The organism is Microbacterium sp. CIAB417, assembly GCF_022788845.1.
This window is the reverse complement of record NZ_JAHZUT010000002.1, coordinates 1,068,949-1,090,189: the sequence shown is the minus strand read 5'-3', so window position 1 is coordinate 1,090,189 and position 21,241 is coordinate 1,068,949. Positions and strand designations below refer to the sequence as shown.

At 69.7% G+C, this 21,241-nt stretch carries 21 protein-coding genes; 7 read left to right on the top strand and 14 right to left on the bottom strand.

The annotated features are described in order from the left end of the window. Positions 1–57 precede the first annotated feature (57 nt). Positions 58–1,449: an MFS transporter gene (locus KYX17_RS11735; protein ID WP_243227154.1), complete on the top strand. Its 1,392-nt coding sequence runs from the start codon at positions 58–60 to the stop codon at positions 1,447–1,449. On the opposite strand, the gene KYX17_RS11730 is transcribed toward KYX17_RS11735, so the two are convergent. From KYX17_RS11730 to KYX17_RS11710, 5 genes are read right to left on the bottom strand one after another with little or no spacing between them, the layout of a single operon-like run. Next, entirely contained in the window at positions 1,418–2,374 is a 957-nt protein-coding gene (locus tag KYX17_RS11730) for a bifunctional riboflavin kinase/FAD synthetase (RefSeq protein ID WP_243227153.1), read from the bottom strand. The two genes, KYX17_RS11735 and KYX17_RS11730, sit on opposite strands and share 32 nt — an antisense overlap. Then, a complete protein-coding gene (locus tag KYX17_RS11725) occupies positions 2,371–2,823 on the bottom strand; it encodes a hypothetical protein (RefSeq protein WP_243227152.1) in 453 nt (150 codons plus the stop codon). The genes KYX17_RS11730 and KYX17_RS11725 overlap by 4 nt, the downstream gene beginning before the upstream one ends. A 38-nt stretch (positions 2,824–2,861) precedes the next feature. Then, the gene (locus KYX17_RS11720; RefSeq protein ID WP_243227151.1) at positions 2,862–3,230 is read right to left on the bottom strand and encodes a hypothetical protein; all 369 of its coding nucleotides are present in this window, start codon (positions 3,228–3,230) and stop codon (positions 2,862–2,864) included. Continuing rightward, a complete protein-coding gene (truB, locus tag KYX17_RS11715) occupies positions 3,227–4,132 on the bottom strand; it encodes a tRNA pseudouridine(55) synthase TruB (RefSeq protein ID WP_243227150.1) in 906 nt (301 codons plus the stop codon). Before truB ends, KYX17_RS11720 begins: the two co-directional genes overlap by 4 nt. After that, positions 4,132–4,803 carry a uridine kinase gene (locus tag KYX17_RS11710; protein WP_243227149.1) on the bottom strand — a complete coding sequence of 224 codons (672 nt, stop codon included), beginning with the start codon at positions 4,801–4,803 and terminating at the stop codon, positions 4,132–4,134. The genes truB and KYX17_RS11710 overlap by 1 nt, the downstream gene beginning before the upstream one ends. 22 nt (positions 4,804–4,825) lie before the next feature. Between KYX17_RS11710 and KYX17_RS11705 the strand changes: the two genes are divergently transcribed. Together KYX17_RS11705 and KYX17_RS11700 are read left to right on the top strand one after the other, a co-directional pair. After that, complete coding sequence (locus tag KYX17_RS11705) at positions 4,826–5,692, top strand: A/G-specific adenine glycosylase (protein ID WP_243227148.1); 867 nt, start codon at positions 4,826–4,828, stop codon at positions 5,690–5,692. A gap of 66 nt (positions 5,693–5,758) precedes the next feature. Continuing rightward, positions 5,759–6,256 carry a flavodoxin/nitric oxide synthase gene (locus KYX17_RS11700; RefSeq protein ID WP_243227147.1) on the top strand — a complete coding sequence of 166 codons (498 nt, stop codon included), beginning with the start codon at positions 5,759–5,761 and terminating at the stop codon, positions 6,254–6,256. Positions 6,257–6,260: 4 nt separating this feature from the next. Here KYX17_RS11700 and rbfA read toward each other — a convergent pair whose 3' ends face one another. From rbfA to KYX17_RS11675, 5 genes are all read right to left on the bottom strand, one after another. Further along, positions 6,261–6,689 (bottom strand): 30S ribosome-binding factor RbfA, encoded by a 429-nt coding sequence (gene rbfA, locus KYX17_RS11695; RefSeq protein ID WP_243227146.1) that lies wholly within the window; start codon positions 6,687–6,689, stop codon positions 6,261–6,263. A 135-nt stretch (positions 6,690–6,824) separates the two neighbouring features. Further along, positions 6,825–9,584, bottom strand: a complete 2,760-nt coding sequence (infB, locus tag KYX17_RS11690) for a translation initiation factor IF-2 (RefSeq protein ID WP_243227145.1) — start codon at positions 9,582–9,584, stop codon at positions 6,825–6,827. Positions 9,585–9,643: 59 nt separating this feature from the next. After that, positions 9,644–9,916: a YlxR family protein gene (locus tag KYX17_RS11685; protein ID WP_243227144.1), complete on the bottom strand. Its 273-nt coding sequence runs from the start codon at positions 9,914–9,916 to the stop codon at positions 9,644–9,646. A 34-nt stretch (positions 9,917–9,950) separates the two neighbouring features. After that, the gene (nusA, locus tag KYX17_RS11680; RefSeq protein ID WP_243227143.1) at positions 9,951–10,937 is read right to left on the bottom strand and encodes a transcription termination factor NusA; all 987 of its coding nucleotides are present in this window, start codon (positions 10,935–10,937) and stop codon (positions 9,951–9,953) included. Positions 10,938–11,009: 72 nt separating this feature from the next. Then, entirely contained in the window at positions 11,010–12,845 is a 1,836-nt protein-coding gene (locus KYX17_RS11675; RefSeq protein WP_243227142.1) for a lipase family protein, read from the bottom strand. Positions 12,846–12,931: 86 nt separating this feature from the next. Here KYX17_RS11675 and KYX17_RS11670 point away from each other — a divergent pair, with 86 nt between their 5' ends. Together KYX17_RS11670 and KYX17_RS11665 are read left to right on the top strand one after the other, a co-directional pair. After that, a complete protein-coding gene (locus KYX17_RS11670; RefSeq protein ID WP_243227141.1) occupies positions 12,932–13,726 on the top strand; it encodes a DUF1206 domain-containing protein in 795 nt (264 codons plus the stop codon). A gap of 85 nt (positions 13,727–13,811) precedes the next feature. Then, positions 13,812–14,423, top strand: a complete 612-nt coding sequence (locus tag KYX17_RS11665) for an acetate uptake transporter family protein (RefSeq protein WP_243227140.1) — start codon at positions 13,812–13,814, stop codon at positions 14,421–14,423. Positions 14,424–14,426: 3 nt separating this feature from the next. On the opposite strand, the gene KYX17_RS11660 is transcribed toward KYX17_RS11665, so the two are convergent. From KYX17_RS11660 to KYX17_RS11650, 3 genes are all read right to left on the bottom strand, one after another. Then, positions 14,427–16,184, bottom strand: coding sequence for a proline--tRNA ligase (locus tag KYX17_RS11660; RefSeq protein ID WP_243227139.1), 1,758 nt, complete (start codon positions 16,182–16,184; stop codon positions 14,427–14,429). 81 nt (positions 16,185–16,265) lie between these two features. Continuing rightward, entirely contained in the window at positions 16,266–17,411 is a 1,146-nt protein-coding gene (locus tag KYX17_RS11655; RefSeq protein ID WP_243227138.1) for a hypothetical protein, read from the bottom strand. Then, complete coding sequence (locus KYX17_RS11650; protein WP_243227137.1) at positions 17,402–17,938, bottom strand: RNA polymerase sigma factor; 537 nt, start codon at positions 17,936–17,938, stop codon at positions 17,402–17,404. The genes KYX17_RS11655 and KYX17_RS11650 overlap by 10 nt, the downstream gene beginning before the upstream one ends. Positions 17,939–18,136: 198 nt before the next feature. Between KYX17_RS11650 and KYX17_RS11645 the strand changes: the two genes are divergently transcribed. Continuing rightward, positions 18,137–18,823 (top strand): GntR family transcriptional regulator, encoded by a 687-nt coding sequence (locus KYX17_RS11645; protein WP_243227136.1) that lies wholly within the window; start codon positions 18,137–18,139, stop codon positions 18,821–18,823. Then, the gene (locus KYX17_RS11640; RefSeq protein ID WP_243227135.1) at positions 18,820–19,839 is read left to right on the top strand and encodes a 1-aminocyclopropane-1-carboxylate deaminase; all 1,020 of its coding nucleotides are present in this window, start codon (positions 18,820–18,822) and stop codon (positions 19,837–19,839) included. The genes KYX17_RS11645 and KYX17_RS11640 overlap by 4 nt, the downstream gene beginning before the upstream one ends. Before the next feature lie 242 nt (positions 19,840–20,081). On the opposite strand, the gene ispG is transcribed toward KYX17_RS11640, so the two are convergent. Next, positions 20,082–21,212: a flavodoxin-dependent (E)-4-hydroxy-3-methylbut-2-enyl-diphosphate synthase gene (ispG, locus tag KYX17_RS11635; RefSeq protein WP_234075467.1), complete on the bottom strand. Its 1,131-nt coding sequence runs from the start codon at positions 21,210–21,212 to the stop codon at positions 20,082–20,084. Positions 21,213–21,241 lie beyond the last annotated feature (29 nt).

Sequence of the window (21,241 nt, the reverse complement as noted above, 5' to 3'; positions counted from 1 at the left end):
CCAGGGGTATTCCGCGAGACGTGCGTGCCGTCCGCGGCAGGGCGTAGCGTGAGCAGCATGGCGACCCGTCAGAACATGCCCGCGAGCGCTGGCGTCGTCATCGGCGTCGCCGTTCTCGCCTCCTTCGTGTCGTTCCTCGACGGCACCATCGTCAACGTGGCACTGCCCGCCATCTCCCGGGAGCTCGGCGGCGGCCTCGCCACGCAGCAGTGGGTGGTGGATGCCTACCTCGTGACGTTGGGGGCGTTCATCCTCGTCGCCGGCTCTCTGAGCGACGCCTTCGGGCGGGTGCGGATCCTGCGCATCGGGCTCCTGATCTTCGGTGCGTCCTCACTCGCTCTCGCCTTCGCGCCCAGTGCAGGGTGGCTCATCGCGCTCAGGGCGCTCCAGGGTGTCGGCGGTGCGCTCCTCGTCCCCAGCTCCCTCGCGCTGCTGACCGCATGCTTCGAGGGCGCCCAGCGCTCCCGCGCGATCGGGATCTGGACCGGGGCGACCACCGTCGCCACCCTCGTCGGCCCCCTCGTCGGCGGCCTGCTCGTCGATCTCCTCTCGTGGCGCTGGGTGTTCGTGGTGACCGTTCTTCCCGTCGTGCCCACCCTCCTGCTCCTGACCCGCATCCCGGAGTTGCGCACGCCCGGCGCGCGGATCGATGTGCTGGGCGCGGTGCTCAGCACGGGAGGCCTGGGCGCGTTGGTGTTCGCGCTCATCGAGCAGCCTCGGCTGGGCGCCGACTCTCCGTGGGTCTGGACCGGCGCGATCGGCGGCCTGCTCCTGCTGGCCGGATTCATCTGGCGGCAACGCGTCGCGCCGTCACCGGTCATGCCGCTGTCCTTGTTCCGCGCCCGCAACTTCTGGGCAGGCAACCTCACGACGTTGTTCGTCTACGCGGGGCTCTCACTCAACGGACTCGTGCTGACCATCTACCTGCAGCAGACGGCGGAGCTCTCGGCGACCGTCGCGGGGCTCGCCTCTCTGCCGCCGACGCTCCTGATGATCGCGTTCAGCTCGCGCGCGGGGGCGTGGGCCGGGAAGCTCGGACCCCGGTGGTTCATGACAGTCGGGCCGGCAGTCATGGCGGCGGGGTCCCTGCTCCTGCTGAGCGTGGGCGAACCATTCGACTACTTCACGCAGGTGCTGCCCGGCATGCTCCTGTTCGGGATCGGCTTGACCCTGACCGTCGCACCGCTCACCGCCGCTGTGCTGGGCTCCGTGACCTCCGAGCGCTCGGGCATCGCTTCCGCGGTCAACAACGCCGTTGCCCGAGTAGCAGGACTCCTCGCCGTCGCCGCCATCGGCGTGGTCGTCGGCGACGCGCTGGATCTTGCGGGTCTTCACACCGCGATGGTCTTCGTGGCCGTGCTCATGACGGTCGGCGCCCTCGCATCCGCACTCGGCATCCGAGGCGGCACGGACTCGGCTACGCGCCGAGCATCCGACGCACCTGCGTGACGTCGTCCGCCATCTGGGCGATCAGTGCATCGATGCCCTCGAACGCCACCATTCCGCGCACGCGCTGTACGAACTGCACATCCACCTCGTGGCCGTAGAGATCGATCCCCTGCTCGTCGAGCACGTGCGCCTCCACCTGGCGTGTCGGCACGTCGTCGAAGGTCGGGTTCGTGCCCACCGAGATCGCAGCGGGATAGCGCGTCCCCGAACGCAGCCCGGTCGCCTCGTCCACGAGCCATCCGGCGTAGACGCCGTCGGCGGGGACGAACCCCTCCAGTGACGGGCTCAGGTTCGCGGTCGGGAATCCGAGCTCGCGGCCGCGTTTGAGGCCGTGGACGACCTCGCCGCGCACGGATGCCGGCCGGCCGAGCAGTTTCGCCGCCCCCTCCACGTCGCCCTCCGCCAGCAGTTCACGCACCCAGGTCGACGACACCCGACGCCCGCCGTCGATCGCGCTCACGTCGTCGACGACGCCGACGCTGAAGCCGAACTCCTCGCCAAGTCGCTCGAGCGTGTCGGGGTCTCCCGCTCCCCCGCGACCGAACCGGAAGTCGTTGCCGACGAGGACGGCGCAGGTGCCGAGGGGTTCGACGAGGATGCCCCGGACGAACTCCCGCGGCTGCAGGTCCGCCAGCGCAGCGTCGAAAGTGAGCACCATCGCCGCGTCGATGCCGGTCTCTGCGAGCAGGCGCAACTTCTGCGTGACCCCCACGAGGTTCTCCGGGCAACGATCCGGTCGCAGCAGGGCGAGCGGGTTGCGATCGAAGGTGACGGCGACGACTTTGGCTCCGCGCGCCGCCGCCTCGACCTTGGCGCGCTCGAGAAGGACGCGGTGCCCCGCGTGCACGCCATCGAACTTGCCGATCGCGACGACGGACGGGCCGAAGCCTGCGGGAACCTCCTGAGGCCCGTGGAAGACGATCACCAGACGGACCTTTCGACACGGGCGGGAGCAGGCATGGCCGCCTCGCGCCCGGGCCGATGGGTGAACAGCCACCAGACGCCGACGAACGGAAGGATCAGCGGCACGAAGACGTAGCCCGACCCGAACCAGCTCCAGACCGTCTCCTCCGGAAACAGATCGTGCCGGAACAGGCTGACGGATCCGACGACCAGCACCCCGACCATCTCGAAGACGATGGCGATCCACGCGACGGCGTACCAGAAGCGCGAGTGCGAGAAGATGAGCGCCGCCGTCGCGAGGATGTAGACCCCCGCGGAGATCGCCGACAGCGTGAACGCCAGCGGCGCCGCATCGAAGCGCTCGATGATCTGCACGAGCGATCGGCCTGTGGCCGCGAGGGCCAGCACCGCGTACACCGCGACCAGCACGCGGCCGAGGCCGGTGATGCGGGGGCGGTTCGCGGGTGCCATGACCTGACAATCCTAGATCGAGGCGCCGGGCGCCCGGCTCAGGCGCCGATCCCACTCCAGATCACCTGCATCCGCCAGACCATGACCGCCACCGACCCCGCGGCCACGCCCATCACCACCGTGCTCCAGCGGCTGCGCTCGAGCAGCGCCCAGAAGACACCCGCGGGTGGAAGCAGCGCTGCGGAAACGAGATAGACCCAGAACTCGAGCGTGCTGCCGGAGATGGGGTTGCCCGCGAACGGCGCCACGATCGACACGACGATCTGCGCGATCAGCAGGAGCTCCACGAGAGCGAGCGCGCCGACACTGACATCGCTCGGGCGCCGACCGGCCAGTCCCAGGATGACGCACACGAGCGCGGCGATCGCGGCGACGACGACCTGCACGATCGCGAACCAGAGGATCACGAGTGCTCCTCTGGCATGTTCATCGCGCTCTTGAGGTCGGCGCCTCGACGCTCCAGCACGCCGATCAGGGCACCGTCCGAGCCGATCGCCGCCACCGGAGTGGCGGCGACTCTCGAGGCGGCGCCGCTGAGGCGCTTGCCGTGGCGCAGATCACGCGCCTCGTCGTCGCGGACGGTCAGCGTGGGCAGCGCGAGGGCTGCGGCGGCTGCGGGCCCCCACAGAGCCTGGTGGCCGATGTGCTCGAGGTCGACGGCGCTTGCGATATCGAACGCGCCGATGCGGGTCCGGCGCAGTGCGGTGAGGTGTCCGCCGACGGCGAGGGCTGCTCCGAGATCCCGCGCCAGGGCGCGGATGTAGGTGCCGCTGGAGCAGTCGATCACCGCATCCAGCTCGATCGCGCCCTCACGGCGCCGGATGTCGAGCACCTCGAAGCGCGAGACGGTCACGGCGCGCGAGGCCAGCACGACGTCCTCGCCCGCCCGCGCCAGGTCGTACGCACGTTTGCCCGCGACCTTGATGGCCGAGACCGTGCTCGGCACCTGCTCGATGTCGCCGGTGAGAGCGGAGACGCCCGCTCGGATCTCCTCGTCCGTCACGGCGGCGAGTCTCGCTGCATCCGTACGGTGGACGACCGTCCCGTCGGCGTCGTCGGTGTCTGTGCTCGCTCCGAGCAGGATGGTGGTCTCGTAGGTCTTGTCCAGCCCGACCACATAGGTCAGCAGCCGCGTCGCGGCGCCGACACCCAAGACGAGGAGCCCGGTGGCCATCGGATCGAGCGTGCCCGCATGGCCGACCTTGCGCGTGTTCAGCGCGCGACGGGTACGGGAGACGACGTCATGGCTCGTGAGTCCACCGGGCTTGTCGACCAGGAGCACGCCGGTCGGCGCTGCGTCGCCGGCCATCAGCAGAAGTCCCGGAAGACGCGAACCGGATGCGAAGGATCGGTGTTGTCGACGATCACGCTCGCGCGGCCGCGCGGGTCGCCGTCCTGCAGATAGAGCTCGAAGCCTTCGCGGTAGCGGGCGTTGGATGCTGCAAGAGGGTCAGGGTCGGTGCCGTCGCGCTCCGCCATGCGCTGGAACGCCACGTCAAGGGGCACGTCGAGCCACACCGACCAGTTCCAGACGTCGCGGAGCTCCGGGCGGAGGAGGAAGAGCCCGTCGACCACGAGAACCGCGTCGGCGGGCGCTGGTTCGGCCTCGACGTCCATCCGACGATCTTCGTCGAGGTCGAGCGTCGCCGTCACGAAGCGCGCGCCCGCCCGGAACGGTCGCAGCATCCGATCGAGCAGCGCGTCGTTGTCGTAAGAGTCGCGGTAGTGACCCTCAGCGGACGTGCGACCCCGCGCGTAGCGCTCGGCGCGCGGACGGTGGAAGTCGTCCGCGGATGCGCGGAACACGTTCGAGCCGTCTTCGCGCAGGACATCCGCGAGCGCGTCGGCGAACAGAGTCTTGCCCGCACCGTCCCTGCCATCCACGGCGACCAGCAGCCGACCCCGACGATGGTGCTGGCGCAGCTCCGCACGCAGCTCACCGAGCAGCGTTTCCTGTTCTTGCGAGATCGGTGGGCGCATGTCTCCAGCCTAGGCTGGAGGGATGCCGGATCTCGCCCCCGCGCTCGTCGCCTGGTATCGCGACAATGCGCGCGATCTTCCCTGGCGCGCACCCGGATTCGGGGCCTGGGGAGTCCTGGTCAGCGAGTTCATGCTCCAGCAGACCCCGGTGAACCGTGTGATTCCCCACCTGGATGCCTGGCTCGCCCTGTGGCCGACGCCCGCGGCGCTCGCGAAGGCGTCGCCGGCCGACGCGGTCCGGCAGTGGGCGAATCTGGGCTATCCCCGTCGCGCGCTGTGGCTGCACCGTGCGGCGGTGGAGATCCGGGATCGGCATGACGGCGTCGTGCCGCGGGAGGTCGATCAGCTGCTCGATCTCACCGGGATCGGCGACTACACGGCGCGCGCGGTCGCCGTCTTCGCATACGGCGATCGCCACCCCGTCGTCGACACCAACACCCGCCGCGTCCTCGCTCGTGCCATCGACGGCCAGGCCCAGCCGGGCCCGCCGTCTCGACGCGACCTCGCGGCGATGGACGCGCTCCTCCCGGCGGATGCGGCCACCGCCGCCACCGTCAATGCCGCCGCCATGGAACTCGGCGCACTGGTGTGCACGGCACGAAGCCCGCATTGCACCGAGTGCCCGCTGCGCGAGATCTGCGCGTGGCGACGCGCGGGCTACCCGGACACCGGCGACACGCGCCGTCGGCAGGCGCGGTACGAGGGCAGCGACCGGCAGGCACGAGGGGCCGTGCTCAAGCAGTTGCGCGAGGCATCCGGCCATTCGGTCGCCATCGAGAACGTCGCCGCGCACTGGCCCGATGCCCTGCAGCGCGATCGCGCCATCGATTCCCTCGTTGCGGACGGGCTCGCGGAAGCCGTCGACGGCGAACTCCGGCTGCCGCGCTGAGAGGCACCCTGTTAATCCCGGTCCGCGGGCGGATGCTTCGCCCCGGGCGGGCGTACGGTGCGAGACGTGGAGACGCTGATCGTCTACGAGTCGCTCTGGGGCAACACCCGCCAGGTGGCGGAGGAGATCGCCCGTGGCGCTCGAGAGCGTTCGGACGGGCTCACACTGTGCACGGTCGCGGAGGCACCGTCCTCACTCGCCGCGTCGCTCGGCCTGTTCGTCATCGGCGCCCCGACCCACGCGTTCACGCTGCCGACACCGTCGAGCCGTGCCGAAGCGCGCTCCCACGGTGCCGCCGTCCCCCATGCGCCTGGAGTCCGCGAGTGGCTCGCCACGGTCGTCGTGGAGAGCCCGCCGGCTCGGGTCGCGGCCTTCGACACCCGTCAGGGCCGATCGTTCCTCGTGGGCTCGGCCGCGAGGTCGATAGCGCGCGCGGCCAAGCGCCGTGCGCTCGTCGTGTCCGATACCGCCGACTTCGCGGTGACCTCACGCGAAGGCCCGCTCGAGCAGGGAGAGCTCGAACGGGCCTTCGCGTGGGGACGCGCGTTGACGGCGTCCCGTTGAGAAATCAGTCCTCGTCGTCCTCACGGGAGACGTAGGGATCGGCGTCACCGGCGTACTGAGCCGACGCCGCCAGACCCGCCACAGCGCTGTCCCGCTCGCGCGCCTCGCGCAGCAGGTCTTCGATGTGACCGGCGTTCTCGGGGACGCCGTCGGGGATGAATTCGAGCGTGGGCGTCAGCCGCACGCCGAGCTTGCGGCCCACTTCGCTGCGCAGCATGCCCGTCGCAGCGGTCAGCGCCGCCGCGGAGTCGAGACGCTCCTGCTCGGAGCCGAGCACCGTGTAGAACACCGACGCGTGCTGCAGGTCGCCCGTCACACGCACGTCCGTGATCGTCACGAACCCGAGGCGCGGATCGCGCAGCCCCTTCTCGAGCCGCTCGGCGATGAGCACGCGGATCCGGTCGGCGAGCCTCGCCTGCCGTTCACTGGCCATGTTCTTCTTCTCCCTATCTCAGTCCGCTGAAGGCGGACTCGAAACTGCGGAGGACTCGGATGTCCGTCCGAGGCAATCGGGTAGGGGCCCCGCTCTTGCCGAGGACGGACATCCGAGTCCGTAGCAACTAGAGGATCAGCCGCGCGGCTTCTCCACCATCTCGGTCGTCTCGATCTCGTCGCCGACCTGGATGTCGTTGTACTTGCCGAGGCCGATACCGGCTTCGTAGTCCGTACGCACCTCGGTGACGTCGTCCTTGAAGCGGCGCAGCGACTCGATCGCCAGACCGTCCGCGATGACGACGCCGTCGCGGATGACGCGGGCCTTCGCGTTGCGGGTGATGGTTCCCGAGCGCACGATGACACCGGCGATGTTGCCGAACTTCGAGGAGCGGAACACCTCGCGGATCTCGGCGACACCCGACTGGACCTCTTCGTACTCCGGCTTGAGCAGGCCCTTGAGGGACTGTTCGACGTCATCGATCGCGTTGTAGATGACGGAGTAGAAGCGGACATCGACGCCCTCGCGCGCGGCGCGCTCGCGGGCCTTCGTGTCGGGACGGACATTGAAGCCGATGACGATCGCGTTGTCGATCGTCGCCAGGTTGATGTCCGACTCGGTGATGGCACCCACACCGCGGTGGATGATGCGCAGCTGCACGGAGTCGTCGACCTCGATCTTGAGCAGCGACTCCTCCAGCGCCTCGACGGCACCGGACACGTCGCCCTTGATGATGAGGTTGAGCGACTCGACCTTGCCCTCCTCGAGCGCGCGGGTGAAGTCCTCGAGCGAGATGCGCTTGCGGGCCTTGGCCAGCTGGGCGTTGCGCTCGGCGGCCTCGCGCTTCTCCGCGATCTGACGGGCCAGGCGATCTTCATCGGTGACGATGAAGACGTCGCCGGCCCGCGGGACGGAGTTCAGACCCTGCACCTGCACCGGACGAGAAGGCCGGGCCTCCTCCACCGGGTCCCCGTTCTCGTCGATCATGGCGCGCACGCGGCCGTACGCCGTTCCCGCCACGATCGCGTCACCGACGCGCAGTGTTCCGGACTGGATGAGCACGGTGGCCACGGATCCGCGGCCCTTGTCGAGCTTCGCTTCGATCGCGACACCGCGCGCAGCCTTGTTCGGGTTCGCCGTGAGGTCGAGGCCGGCATCCGCGGTCAGCAGGACGGCGTCCAGCAGCTCCTGGATGTTGGTCCCCTGACGTGCGGAGACGTCGACGAACATGACGTCGCCGCCGTACTCCTCAGCGACGAGGCCATACTCGGTCAGCTGCTGACGCACCTTGGCCGGGTTCGCGTCGGGCTTGTCAACCTTGTTGACGGCCACGACGATCGGCACCTGGGCGGCCTGCGCGTGGTTGAGGGCCTCCACCGTCTGCGGCATGATGCCGTCGTCGGCGGCGACCACGAGGATCGCGATGTCGGTCACCTGCGCACCGCGGGCACGCATGGCGGTGAACGCCTCGTGACCCGGGGTGTCGATGAAGGTGATCGCGCGCTCGATGCCCTCGTGCTCGGTCCACACCTGGTACGCACCGATGTGCTGGGTGATGCCACCGGCCTCGCCCGCCACGACGTTCGTCTGACGGATCGCATCCAGCAGTCGGGTCTTACCGTGGTCGACGTGACCCATGACGGTCACCACCGGAGGACGGATCTCGAGGTCGTCCTCGCTCTCCGCCTCCAACTCGGCCTCGAGGTCGAGACCGAAGCCCTCGAGCAGCTCCTTGTCCTCGTCCTCGGGCGAGACCATCTGGATCTTGTAGCCGAGCTCCTCGCCGAGCACCTCGAAGGTGGCCTCGTCGAGCGACTCGGTCGCCGTTGCCATCTCACCCAGGTTGAACAGGATGGTCACGAGCGTGCCGGGCTGCACGGTGTACCCGCGCAGCGCCTCGAGCTTGTCCGCGAAGTCGGCGATGGAGGCACCGCGACGCAGGCGGATGATCTCGCCGTTGCCCTTCTGGACATTGACGCCGCCGACGACCGGCGCCGACCGCATCTCGAACTCTTGCCGCTTCGCCCGACGCGACTTGCGCTGACGCGACTTGCCGCCGCCCTTGCCGAAGGCACCCGCGGTGCCGCCGCCGGGGCCGCGACCACGGCCACCGCCGCCACCGGGACGACCGGCGAAGCCGCCGGCCGCGGGAGCGCCGGGACGCTGGAAGCCGCCGGCACCGCCGGGACGACCGGGGCCGCCGGAACGCTGCTGGAACGGAGCGCCGGGACGACCGCCGCCACCGGGACGGCCCGCACCACCAGGACGCGGAGCGCCGGGACGCGGGGCACCGGGACGCGGAGCCTGCGGACGCGGGATGTTGCCGGGCGAGGGGCGCTGGCCCATCCCCTGCGCACTCGCGAACGGGTTGTTGCCCGGGCGGGGGCCTGCGGGGCGCTGACCCATCCCCTGCGCACTCGCGAACGGGTTGTTGCCGGGACGGGGCGCGCCGCCGGGACGCGGCGGGGTCGCACCGCCGGGCTTGGGAGCCGCGCCGGGCTTGGGAGCGCCGGGGGTCGCCGCATCGGGCGTCGCGCCCGAAGCGGGTGCGGCGGGGGCTGCCGGAGCAGATGCGGCGGGAGCAGCAGGCGCTGCGGGCGCCGGAGCCGGCGTCTCGGCGACCGGCGCAGCCGGAGCCGCGGGGGTCGGAGCCTGCGGGCGCGGTGCCGCAGGACGAGCCGGGCCCGGACGGGCACCGCTCGTGGGCTTGGGTGCGGCGGCGGGCGCCGCGACCCCGTCTGCCTCGAGGGCAGCACGGAGCTTACGAGCCACCGGGGGCTCGATGGTGGATGAGGGGCTCTTGACGAACTCGCCGAGCTCCTTCAGCTTCGCAAGCGCGACCTTGCTGTCGACGCCGAGCTCGGAAGCGATCTCGTGCACGCGTGGTTTTGCCACAATTCTCCTGTCTTGGGGGCCTACCCAGGACAGGGCAGACCGTTAGTCGCGGACGGGTCTCATTTCGAGCCGTTCACTTTGTGTCCATAGCCGTTCAGCCGTTTCTCGATGGTCTGCGTGTCAAGCGGGCCTGACACACGCAATGCCCGCACGAACGCACGGCGCCTCAGGGCGGCATCCATGCATTCGGGCGTCTCGTGGACCCACGCGCCTCTGCCCGGCAGTGCCCCGCGCTCGTCGATGACGAGCGCGGAATCCACGCAGACCACACGCAGGAGGTCTTTCCGGGAAGCACGCGTGCGACATCCGACGCACGTTCGTACGGGTTCCATCTTACACCTGTCGACCGAGGGGGTCAGGGACGCGTCAGCTCTCCAGGATGCTGTCGGGCTGGATGTCGATCTTCGCGCCGGTGAGCTTGGCGGCGAGCCGGGCGTTCTGCCCTTCCTTACCGATCGCCAGCGACAGCTGGTAGTCGGGGACGAGCGCGCGGACGGCCTTCGTGGTCTGATCCAGCACGAACGCGGACGTCACCTTGGCGGGCGAGAGGGCGTTGGCGACGAAGGTCGCGAGATCGGCGTGGTAGTCGACGATGTCGATCTTCTCGCCGTTCAGCTCCTCGGTGACGGCGCGCACGCGGCGTCCGAGTTCGCCGATGCAGGCGCCCTTCGCGTTGATCGACGGGTCGTCGGTGCGAACGGCCATCTTGGTGCGGTGGCCGGCCTCGCGGGCGAGCGCGACGATCTCGACGACACCGGCGGCGATCTCGGGCACCTCGAGCGCGAAGAGCTTGCGGACCAGGCCGGGGTGCGTGCGCGACACCGTGATCGCCGGCCCCTTCGTCCCCTTCGAGACGCTCGTCACGTAGACGCGGATGCGGGAACCGTGGCGGTACTCCTCGCCGGGCACCTGCTCCTCGGGCGGCAGGATCGCCTCGACGGTGCCGAGGTCGACGTGGACCATGCGAGGGTTGGGGCCCTGCTGGATGACGCCGGCGACGATGTCGCCTTCTTTGCCGCGGAACTCTCCCAGCACGGCGTCGTCGGCGATGTCGCGCAGTCGCTGGTTGATGACCTGCTTGGCGGCGAAAGCGGCGATACGGCCGAAGTCCTCCGGCGTGCTCTCCTCTTCTCCGACGATGACGCCCTCTTCGTCGCGCACGGGGATGAACACTCCGACGTGGCCCGTCTTGCGGTCGAGGTGAGAGCGCGCGCCCTCGGGCAGCTCGCCGCTCGGCGAGGTGTGCTTCGCGTAGGCGGTCAGGATCGCCTGCTCGATGATGGCGACGAGTTCGTCGAAGGGGATCTCCCTCTCGCGTTCGACGGTACGCAGCAGTCCGAGATCGATATCCACGGTGACCTCCTATATTCAGCTCTTCGCGGCGGGCGACGCCGCCGCATCCCCCCTACGTTACCCGATCCGGCCTCATCCGCCGCAGTCGTCGAAGACGCTCTCGGGCACCACGTCGGCGCGCAACGAGTTCGTCCAGCGCACCAGCGAGGTCAGCATTCCGGAGCGCGGCTGGAGGATGTCCTGGTGCCCGCGCCCCGCCACCGGCACGGCGCGCACGCGCTCCCCCGCCTCGCACAGCCGGTCCACGAGGTCGCGCTGCGTCTTCGTCGGCAGCACCTCGTCGTTCGTGCCCCACGCGATGAACATCGGCGTGTCCCATGGCCCCGTCGGCACGTTCTGGGCCAGGCGGCGTCCGAGGGCGCCGCGCGTGAGCTCAGCGGTGTCGAACGGGGTGTCTTCACTCAGCCCCAGCGCGGTCAGCGCCGAGACCATCACGCCCGGCTCGCTCAGGCACCGCTGCGTCATCTCTCGGATGAAAGAGCGCGCCCCCGTCGTCACGTAGTCCTCGAGCCGGACATCCGAGTACGTGTCTGCGTACGGCACGATGACCCAGGAGACGAGCACCGTCAGCATCGCCCCCGCGTCGCCCCCGGTCAGCTCGCTCGCCAGAGCGACGGGATCGGCGGCGGGAGCGAACGCGGCCGTCCCGAGCACATCGATGCCCGGTGTGTATTCCGGCGCGAGCATGGTCGTCCACAGCGCGGCATGACCTCCTTGCGAGTGCCCCCACACGACGGTCTCCGGCGACAGCACGAGATCCTCGATCTCGCCGGCGGCCAGCACCGCATCCAGCGCCGAACGTGCTTCGCCCGTGCCGATCAGGTACGGGAACTCACCCGGCGCACCCTGGCCGCTGTAGTCGGGCGCGACCACGACCCACCCGCGGGCGAGCATGCGCTCGAGCGCGGGGATCGCCCACTTCGTCGCCGTGCCGTCGGCGAGACTCGGTGCGCAGCCGCGCGCCACGCCCGTCGTGCCGTGGTTCCACAGCAGGACCGGGCGGGGACCGGGCGGCGGATCGTCGGGGATGATGACCATCCCGCTGCCGACGGCGGACGCACCGGTGGACGAGCGCGTCGTGTAGAGGATGCGCTGCACCGTGCCGCGGTCGGGCTCACGACCGCCGTACTCGCCCACACGGATCAGCTGCCCGTGTCCCTCGGGCACGTGCGCGGGAGGGTCGTAGAAGGCGTCGACGACGGGGGCGCCCTCGCGGAGCCAGTCGTTCAGTCCGAAGCCACCCACCGTGCTGACCACGAGCACGAACGAGAGCGCGTAGCGGCCCACCGCACGCAGGACCCGGCGTCGCCGTGAGGGAGCCGCCCGTATCCGGTCCGCTTCGGGCACGCGTGGATTCCGCGTGCGGATGCCACGGGCGATGAGCCCGACACCGAAGACGATCGTGCGCACACCGAAGACGACGGCGACGACGAGCAGCGTGACGTCGGGCCAGGTCAGCGACAGGACGCCGAACGCGACCTGAGCGCCACCCCAGACGGCCGAGAGCACGCGAACGCTGACGACGCCCCGCGCGAGCGCGTCACCGACGGATGCGAGACCGCCGACGACGAGCAGCACCGCGAGAGTGGGAGGCAGCAGTTCGATGCTGCGTCCGAGCCAGACGAGGATGACGATCCCGCCCGCGATCCACAACAGCGCGATCAACCGTGTCCACCAGGTGGGCCCGGCGCGCCGAGACACCAGCTCGAGCACCCCGGAGACGATGACGCTCAGCCCGACGTAGAGTCCGAGCAGCACGAGGGAGGCGAGCGGACGGATGACGATGAGCAGGCCGAGCACCACGACGACGACGCCGATGAGCAGCACGACTCGCGCGGGCGCCGCATCCAAGAGACCCGGCAGAGCACTGACCCGCAGTCGGCGGCGCAGCGGAACGTGTTCGGGCATCGGGACATTGTAGGCGCGCGGCACCCGCGGACCCGCATGCTCCGCAACCCCTCGGCTCTCGACGCGCGAGATCGTATTCTGCGTCGATGAGCACCCCGAAGAAGACCGCCCGGCGCCTCGAGAGCGACCCGCGTCTGCGCACGCTCGCGAAGGCGGGCTACGCGGCGACCGGCCTCGTCCACGTCATGCTGGGCGGCATCGTGCTCGCCGTCGCCTTCGGCGGGGACGGCCACGCCGACCAGTCCGGGGCGTTCCGCGCTCTGGCGGCCTCCCCAGGCGGACTCGTCGCGCTCTGGGCGGTGGCGCTCGCGCTCCTGGCGCTGGCGCTGTGGCACGCCGTGGCCGCGCTCGAGGGTGCGGGCGAGAAAGGCACATGGACCCAAAGACTGTCTGAGGCGGGCCAGGCCGCTGCGTTCGCGGCCCTCGGTGTCATCGCGATCGTCGTGTCCGTCGGCGGCCGATCGGATGGGGACGAGAGCGTCAAGGAGACAAGCAGCGGAGTCCTGTCGATCCCCGGCGGACCGTTCATCCTCGGCGCGGTGGGAGTCGGCGTTCTCGTGGCTGGCGTCGCGTTCGGCGTGATCGGGGTGCGGCGAGGCTTCCGCAAGAAGCTCTCGGTGCCGGCCGGAGCGATGCGGGCTGTGGTCGAGACGCTGGGCGTCGTCGGCTACGTGGCCAAGGGCGTCTCGCTCGCGACGGTCGGTGTGCTCCTGGGCGTCGCCGCGATCCGTGTCGATGCACAGGAGGCGGGTGGTCTGGACGGCGCGGTGCGGTCCCTCCTCGAACTGCCCGCGGGCCCGCTCATCGCGATCGCGGTGGGTGGAGGACTGATCGCCTACGGACTGTTCTGCCTGTTCCGGGCACGATACGCCCGCCTCTGAGGCGCGCAGCTCCCGGTCGCCGTGTTGCCGAGCTCCACCTGGAAACGGCAAGCTGGCTTGCGATACCCGTCGAACAAGGAGCGAGATGACGTCGTCCCCCACCCTCCGCGGCTACCCGTTCCAGCCGGCCGATCCCGGACTCATCGGGCTGCTCGGCTTCGTGATCGCGACCCTGACAGCGCAGCTCACGCACCTCGGACTGCAGGACGAGAACCCGGTGTTCTGGATCGGGGCGGCCTTCGGCGGCGTGGTGCAGGTGACAGCTGGAATGCTCTCCTACTTCATCGGTGACGACTTCCATTTCATCGTCTACAACGCGTTCGGGTGGTACTGGATCGTCGTCCCCGGATTCCTGCTGGGCGAGGAGCTCGGCTTCTTCGAGGTCACCGCGCAGGCGCGCGGACTCTTCTCGCTGATCTTCGCCGTGCTGGCGCTTCTGTTCGCCGTGCCCGGGGCGCTGCACAACGGGGTCCTGCCCATGACGCTGATCTGCGTCGCCGGAGGACTCGGCCTGCAGTCCGCCGGAGCCTTCGCCGACGCGCCGATGCTGGGATCCGTCGGATCGGTGCTGCTGCTGGCCGCATCCGCGCTGGCGCTCTACATGCTCGTCGAGAAGTTCCTGTGGCGCACGATGCACCGCCACCTGCTGCCGCTCGGCCGCCCGTGGCTGCGGGGCGAACCCGCGTCCGAGAGCTGAGGCTCAGCTCTCCTGCAGCAGCCGGTACGCCGCCTCGAGCGCGAGCTTCTCGCGTGAGCCGGTGCGACGATCCCACACCTCGACGAGTCCCTCGGCCGCATCACGGCCGACGACGACGACGCGCGGGATGCCGACCAGCTCGGCGTCGCCGAACTTCACTCCGGGCGAGACCTTGGGCCGATCATCGTAGAGCACGTCCATACCTCGGGACTCGAGCTCTGCACTGATCTCCTCCGCCAGCTCGAAAGCCGCGGCATCCCGCCCTGCCGCCACGACGTGCACGTCGAACGGCGCGACCGACGCGGGCCAGATGAGACCCTTCTCGTCGTTGTTCAGTTCGGCGATGATCGCGAGGATGCGGGTCACGCCGATGCCGTAGGAGCCCATCGTGACGGTGACGAGCTTGCCGTTCTCGTCGAGTACCTTGAGCCCCAGCGCCTCGGCGTACTTCCGGCCCAGCTGGAAGACGTGTCCGATCTCCATGCCGCGCGCGAGCGTGACAGGGCCGGAGCCGTCGGGGGCAGGGTCACCCTCGCGCACGTTCGCGACATCGACGGTGCCGTCGGCGAAGAAGTCACGGCCGGCGACGAGCGAGTGCACGTGCTTCTGGTCGATGTTGGCACCGGTGACCCAGCTCGTGCCGTCGACGACACGGGGGTCGAGAAGGTAGCGGATGCCGGTGGCCGACTCTTCGCCCAGCACGGCACCTTCGGGCGACCAGGGCCCGATGTAGCCCTTGACCAGCAGCGGGTGGGCGGCGAAGTCCGCCTCGGTGGCGGGTGCGACCTCGGCCGGCGCGAAGGCGACCTCGACGCGCTTGTCGTCGACCTCGCGGTCGCCCGGCAGTCCGATGACGACGAGCTCACGCGAACCGTCGAGGTGCGTGAGTGCCAACACGACGTTCTTGAGCGTGTCGGCGGCGGTGTACTCGCCCTCGAGGTGGGCGTTCATGTGGTCGACGAGCGTCGCGATCGTCGGGGTGTTCGGCGAGTCGAAGACGACCGGCTCCGGCAGACCCTCGATCGGACCGGCCTCCGGTGCCGCGGTCGTGTACGCCTCGACGTTGGCCGCGTACCCCCCGGCGGAGCGCACGAAGGTGTCTTCACCGACGGGAGTGGGGTGCAGGAACTCCTCGGAGCGCGATCCGCCCATCGCGCCCGCATCCGCCTGGACGATGACGTACTCGAGACCGAGCCGCTGGAAGATGCGCTCGTAGGCGTCGCGCTGCGCCTGGTAGGAGGCATCGAGCCCCGCATCCGTCGCGTCGAAGGAGTAGGCGTCCTTCATCGTGAACTCGCGACCGCGCAGCAGACCGGCGCGGGGACGCGCCTCGTCGCGATACTTGTCCTGGATCTGATAGATCGTCAGCGGGAGGTCCTTGTAGGACGAGTAGAGGTCCTTCACGAGCAGAGTGAAGGCTTCCTCGTGCGTCGGGGCGAGCAGGTAGTCACCGCCCTTGCGATCCTGGAGGCGGAAGAGCAGGTCGCCGTACTCGTCCCAGCGACCGGTCGCCTCGTACGCGCCACGGGGCATGAGCGCCGGGAAGTGCACCTCCTGCGCACCGGCCGCCGCCATCTCCTCGCGCACGACCGTCTCGATCTTCGCCTTCACGCGCAGCCCGAGCGGGAGCCACGCGAAGATACCGGCCGCCTGCGGTCGGATGTAGCCGGCGCGGATCAGCAGCTTGTGGCTGGCGACCTCGGCGTCGGAGGGGTCTTCGCGGAGCGTGCGGAGAAAGAACGTTGACAGACGTGTGACCACGATTCCCAGTCTACGGATGCGGCGGCCCGCCGTGAGCGCGACGGCTCACGGCGGGCCGGGTGTCCCGGGATGTCCGGGGGGTCAGCCGAGCGTGGCGTTGAGGGCCGTGAGGTACGGCTCCACGAGGTATGCCAGGGACTCCGGGGGCACCCCGTTGTCACCCGTGAGGATGAGGAGGTTTTCGCCGGACGCGACCACCAGCCGTGGGTCGTACGCTTCCAGACGGTCCAGCCCGCGTGCCGTTGTGGCACGGTCCGCGCCAGCGACTGTGACAGACTCGGCTCCTTCACTGGCGGCGATCGCGTCGAAGAACTGCGCGCCCCCGGGCACGACTGCTACTCCGGCATACCCGTAACCGCCGCCGTCTTCCGCTGCGATCGGGACGAGCCAGTTACACGAGGTTTCATAGCCGGCCAGCCCCTTCGCCGCTTCTGCGAAGCGACCGTCGAGCGCGGCATCGTCCTCGCCGAACTCCGCTTCCTTGGCATCGTTCGGCGTAGCGACGGAGGCGATCCACTCGCAGTCCGGCAGGGACCACCATCCGACGAGGCGCTCCGCTCGCTGCGGCGCTGGATACTGACCCGCTCGCGCGACGAGGTCGTCCACCAGTTGGGGCGCCCAATCCGCCGGCTGGTCCGCATACGCACGGATGTACATCCACGATCCGTTAGCAGCCACGGCGGCGATGCAGGTGCCGGCATCCTCCGGGCAGGACAACTCACTCGTCGCCAAGAGCGAGCCGTCGCGCGCGACCGCGGGGAGAACCGTGATCTCGAGCCGCGGACTCGCGTACGACTCGGGTGCGTGCCACCAACAGCTCAGAGCGCCGTTGAGCTCGTAGGCGGGGTATGGCCAGGCCAGCGGGTACTCGGCCATCGTGATCCCCACCCGCTGCGTCAACCACTCGGCATCGACGACATTCGCACAGGACCCGCCGAACGCCATCACCGCCGTCGCCGGCTCGTCGGGCGTCGTCGTGGGCTCCGGGGTGCGGGTCGGGGTAGGCGTCGCGGTGGTCTCGATCGGGGTGGCGATGCGGTCCGGGCTGCCGAGCGCGGTCAGCGCGACCGCACCCACCACGGCGGCGACCAGGACCACCGCGGCACCGCCCGTGACCGCTTGCATCCGACGCCGCCGCGCGGCACGCATCCTGCCCGCGCCCGCGGTGACCAGAGCACGCAGCTCGTTCTGTTCGCCGGCCGAGAGCCGGTCGTCGTTCACGCCCATGATGCCTCCACCTCGGCCATCTCCTCGCGGAGCCTTGCCTTCGCGCGCGCCAACCTCGACTTCACAGTCCCCGGCGCGATACCCAGAGCCTCCGCGACCTCCCGCTCCGAGTAGCCCTCCAGCACCGCCAGTACGACGACGGCTCGCTCCCGCTCGGGCAGCTTCTTCAGCGCGGCAAGCACCCCGGTCTCATCCGACACCGACGGCGCGTCGACATGACGCCCCGCCGGGGTCTTCGCCAACAGCGCCCGATACCGCCGGGCCGCCCGATCCAGATTCCGCGCGGCATGAGCAACCGTGACCAGCAACCACGGCAGCACCGAACCGTCCACCGCATGCACCGACCCATGCTTGCGCCACAGCTCAAAGAACGCGACCGCCACCGCATCCTTCGCATCCTCGTGATCCCCCAGCAACCGGAACGCATGCCGGAACACCCGCCCCTGATGCAGATCGAACACATCCCCCAACGCCGACTCATCGCCGGCACGCACCCGTTGCCACAACGCGGCTTCAGCATCTCTCACACTCTGAAGTGTCCGGCATCGCTCGTTCGGTTCCCGAACCGAGCAGATTCATCCGAACGCCGTGACATGTGCACGGCGAAGCTGCCCATGCAGGTCTCGAGGCCCCCTCCTGTTCACGTCTGCACCACGCGTCGTGCAGATGTCGCAGGACGGTGCGTCGATTTGACCGGGAGGGTGCCGGCATGCGCAATATATTGCATGCCGATTCCCTCGCAGACGCTTCCGCCTCGGTCCCTGCTGCGCGACGAGGTATACGTGCGCCTGCGCGACGCGATCGTCGACGGCACCCTCGCACCCGACGAGCAGCTGCGCGACACGGAGATCGCCGCCTGGCTCGGGGTGAGCCGCACGCCGGTCCGAGAGGCCCTGCTAGAACTCGGTCGATCGGGGCTCGTGCGGGCGCTTCCGGGCCGTTCCACCGTCGTCGCGCCGATCGACCCGCAGAGCGTCCGCGACGCGCAGGCGGTCGTCGCGGCCATGCACCGGCTGGCGGTCGAGACGGCGGTCCCCCGCCTGAGTGCGGACGACATCGAACGGATGCGGGAGGCGAACGCCGCCTTCACCGCCGCGCACGCGGCCGGCGACGTGGAGGCCGCCCTCGCCGCCGACCACGCGTTCCACGACGTCGCGCTCGCCGCATCCGGAAACGCCGCGGTACGCACCGTTCTGGGGCAGTACGAACCCGTGCTCCAACGCGCCGAGCGCCTGCGCTTCGGCTCGACCGAAGGGCACGCCTCGGCCGCACGCCACGCGCGACTCATCGAACTGTGCGCGGCCGGCGATGTCGCGGGCGCCGCAGCCCTCGCCGAACAGACCTGGCAGAGCCTCGCCGTCGAGCAGCCGCAGACCCCCGACACCCCGACAGCCGAGGAGTACTCCGCATGAAGCTCGACCAGTTCCCCCGCCACTCGCTCACCTTCGGGCCCAGCCCGCTGCAGCACCTGAAGCGTCTCACCCAGCACCTCGGCGGCGCCCAGGTGTGGGCGAAGCGCGAAGACGTCTCCAGCGGACTCGCCTTCGGCGGCAACAAGGTCCGCAAGCTCGAGTACATCGTCCCCGACGTGCTCGCCTCGGGGGCGGACACCCTCGTGTCGATCGGCGGCTACCAGTCGAACCACACCCGCGCGGTCGCCGCCGTCGCCGCACATCTGGGTCTGAAGGCGCGCCTCGTGCAGGAGAAGTGGGTGCCGTGGGACGACCCCACCAACGACAAGGTCGGCAACATCCTGCTCTCACGCATGATGGGAGCGGACTCGCGGCTCGACGACGCCGGCTTCGACATCGGCATCCGGGATTCGTGGCGGCAGGCTCTCGCGGAGGTGGAGGACGCCGGCGGCACGCCGTACCCGATCCCCGCGGGCGCATCGGAGCACCCGCTGGGCGGCCTCGGCTTCGCCAACTGGGCGTTCGAGGTGGCCGAGCAGGAGAAGCAGCTCGGCGTGTTCTTCGACACGATCGTCGTCTGCACGGTGACCGGCTCGACTCACGCCGGCATGATCGCGGGCTTCGCCGCGCTGGAGGACCTGACCGGCGTCAAGCGCCGGGTGCTCGGCATCGACGCATCCGCGACGCTCGCCAAGACCCGCGACCAGGTCGGCCGCATCGCCCGCGCCACGGCCGAGCTCATCGAACTGGGCCGCGACCTGCGCGACGACGAGATCCAGGTGCTCGAGGGGTGGGCGGGTGATCTGTACGGGATTCCGGTCGACTCGACCATGGAGGCGATCGCACTCGGCGCCCAGCTCGAGGCGATGATCACCGACCCCGTGTACGAGGGCAAGTCGCTCGCCGGGCTCATCGACCTCGTCGGCTCCGGCGACATCCCCAAGGACTCCACGGTGCTCTACGCGCACCTCGGCGGTCAGCCGGCGATCAACGCCTACCACTCGCTCTGGAGCTGATCCGCCACAGCGAAGCACCCCGCATCCGTCGCTCGGATGCGGGGTGCTTCTGCGTCAGGGGCGGGCACCGCGATCCACGATCACCCGCACGCCCGAGTTGCGTCGCGGTTGCGCAACCGCGCCAGTCATTGACAGGCGCATCTGCGCAAACCTGTGGCATCTGCGCATATGCGACGCAACTCGGGCAACCGAAAACACTCCGAGCGGCGACCGCAGACCCCGGCGAGCGGATGCGGGGGGGGTCAGGCGGTGACGACCTGGGCGGTGCCGAGGGGAGCGTCAGGGCCCATCTCGGCGGCGATGCGGTTGGCCTCCGCAATCAAGGTCGCGACGATCTCGCTCTCGGGCACCGTCTTCACGACCTCGCCCTTCACGAAGATCTGCCCCTTGCCGTTGCCGCTGGCGACACCGAGGTCGGCGTCTCGTGCCTCACCGGGTCCGTTGACGACACAGCCCATGACCGCGACGCGCAGCGGCACCGTCATGTCCTTCAGCCCCTCGGTGACGTCGTCGGCGAGGGTGTAGACATCGACCTGTGCACGGCCGCACGAGGGACACGAGACGATCTCGAGCTTGCGCTCGCGAAGATTCAGCGACTGCAGGATCTGGTGGCCGACCTTGACCTCCTCCGCAGGAGGCGCGGACAGCGAGACGCGGATGGTGTCGCCGATGCCCTCGGAGAGCAGGATGCCGAAGGCGGTCGCCGACTTGATCGTGCCCTGGAATGCAGGGCCCGCCTCGGTGACACCCAGATGCAGGGGCCAGTCGCCGCGCTCGGCGAGCAGGCGGTACGCCTTCACCATCACGACCGGGTCGTTGTGCTTGACCGAGATCTTGAAGTCGTGGAAGTCGTGCTCCTCGAACAGCGACGCCTCCCACACGGCGCTCTCCATGAGAGCTTCCGGGGTGGCCTTGCCGTACTTCTCCAGCAGACGCTTATCGAGCGAGCCCGCGTTCACGCCGATGCGAAGCGAAACGCCCGCCGCAGATGCGGCCTTCGCGATCTCGCCCACCTTGTCGTCGAACTGGCGGATGTTGCCGGGGTTCACCCGGACGGCGGCGCATCCGGCATCGATCGCCTGAAAGACGTACTTCGGCTGGAAGTGGATGTCGGCGATGACCGGGATCTGACTCTTCTTCGCGATGATGTGCAGCACATCGGCGTCGTCCTGGCTGGGAACCGCGACGCGCACGATCTCGCAGCCGGATGCGGTCAGCTCCGCGATCTGCTGCAACGTCGCGTTGATGTCGGTCGTCTTGGTCGTCGTCATCGACTGCACGCTGATAGGCGCATCCCCGCCGACGAGCACCTTGCCGACGCGGATCTGGCGGCTCTTGCGGCGCGGGGCGAGGATTTCCGGGACGCGCGGCATCCCGAGGTTGACGGCTGGCACGCGATCAG

Excerpts from the sequence above, each read along its gene's own strand:
- KYX17_RS11685 (WP_243227144.1), bottom strand. The coding sequence starts at position 9,916 with ATGGAACCCGTACGAACGTGCGTCGGATGTCGCACGCGTGCTTCCCGG.
- KYX17_RS11645 (WP_243227136.1), top strand. The coding sequence starts at position 18,137 with ATGCCGATTCCCTCGCAGACGCTTCCGCCTCGGTCCCTGCTGCGCGAC.
- KYX17_RS11640 (WP_243227135.1), top strand. The coding sequence starts at position 18,820 with ATGAAGCTCGACCAGTTCCCCCGCCACTCGCTCACCTTCGGGCCCAGC.
- KYX17_RS11705 (WP_243227148.1), top strand. The coding sequence starts at position 4,826 with ATGCCGGATCTCGCCCCCGCGCTCGTCGCCTGGTATCGCGACAATGCG.
- KYX17_RS11735 (WP_243227154.1), top strand. The coding sequence starts at position 58 with ATGGCGACCCGTCAGAACATGCCCGCGAGCGCTGGCGTCGTCATCGGC.
- ispG (WP_234075467.1), bottom strand. The coding sequence starts at position 21,212 with ATGCCGCGCGTCCCGGAAATCCTCGCCCCGCGCCGCAAGAGCCGCCAG.
- KYX17_RS11725 (WP_243227152.1), bottom strand. The coding sequence starts at position 2,823 with ATGGCACCCGCGAACCGCCCCCGCATCACCGGCCTCGGCCGCGTGCTG.
- KYX17_RS11655 (WP_243227138.1), bottom strand. The coding sequence starts at position 17,411 with ATGGGCGTGAACGACGACCGGCTCTCGGCCGGCGAACAGAACGAGCTG.
- KYX17_RS11665 (WP_243227140.1), top strand. The coding sequence starts at position 13,812 with ATGACGTCGTCCCCCACCCTCCGCGGCTACCCGTTCCAGCCGGCCGAT.
- KYX17_RS11710 (WP_243227149.1), bottom strand. The coding sequence starts at position 4,803 with ATGCGCCCACCGATCTCGCAAGAACAGGAAACGCTGCTCGGTGAGCTG.
- KYX17_RS11670 (WP_243227141.1), top strand. The coding sequence starts at position 12,932 with ATGAGCACCCCGAAGAAGACCGCCCGGCGCCTCGAGAGCGACCCGCGT.
- KYX17_RS11675 (WP_243227142.1), bottom strand. The coding sequence starts at position 12,845 with ATGCCCGAACACGTTCCGCTGCGCCGCCGACTGCGGGTCAGTGCTCTG.
- truB (WP_243227150.1), bottom strand. The coding sequence starts at position 4,132 with ATGGCCGGCGACGCAGCGCCGACCGGCGTGCTCCTGGTCGACAAGCCC.
- rbfA (WP_243227146.1), bottom strand. The coding sequence starts at position 6,689 with ATGGCCAGTGAACGGCAGGCGAGGCTCGCCGACCGGATCCGCGTGCTC.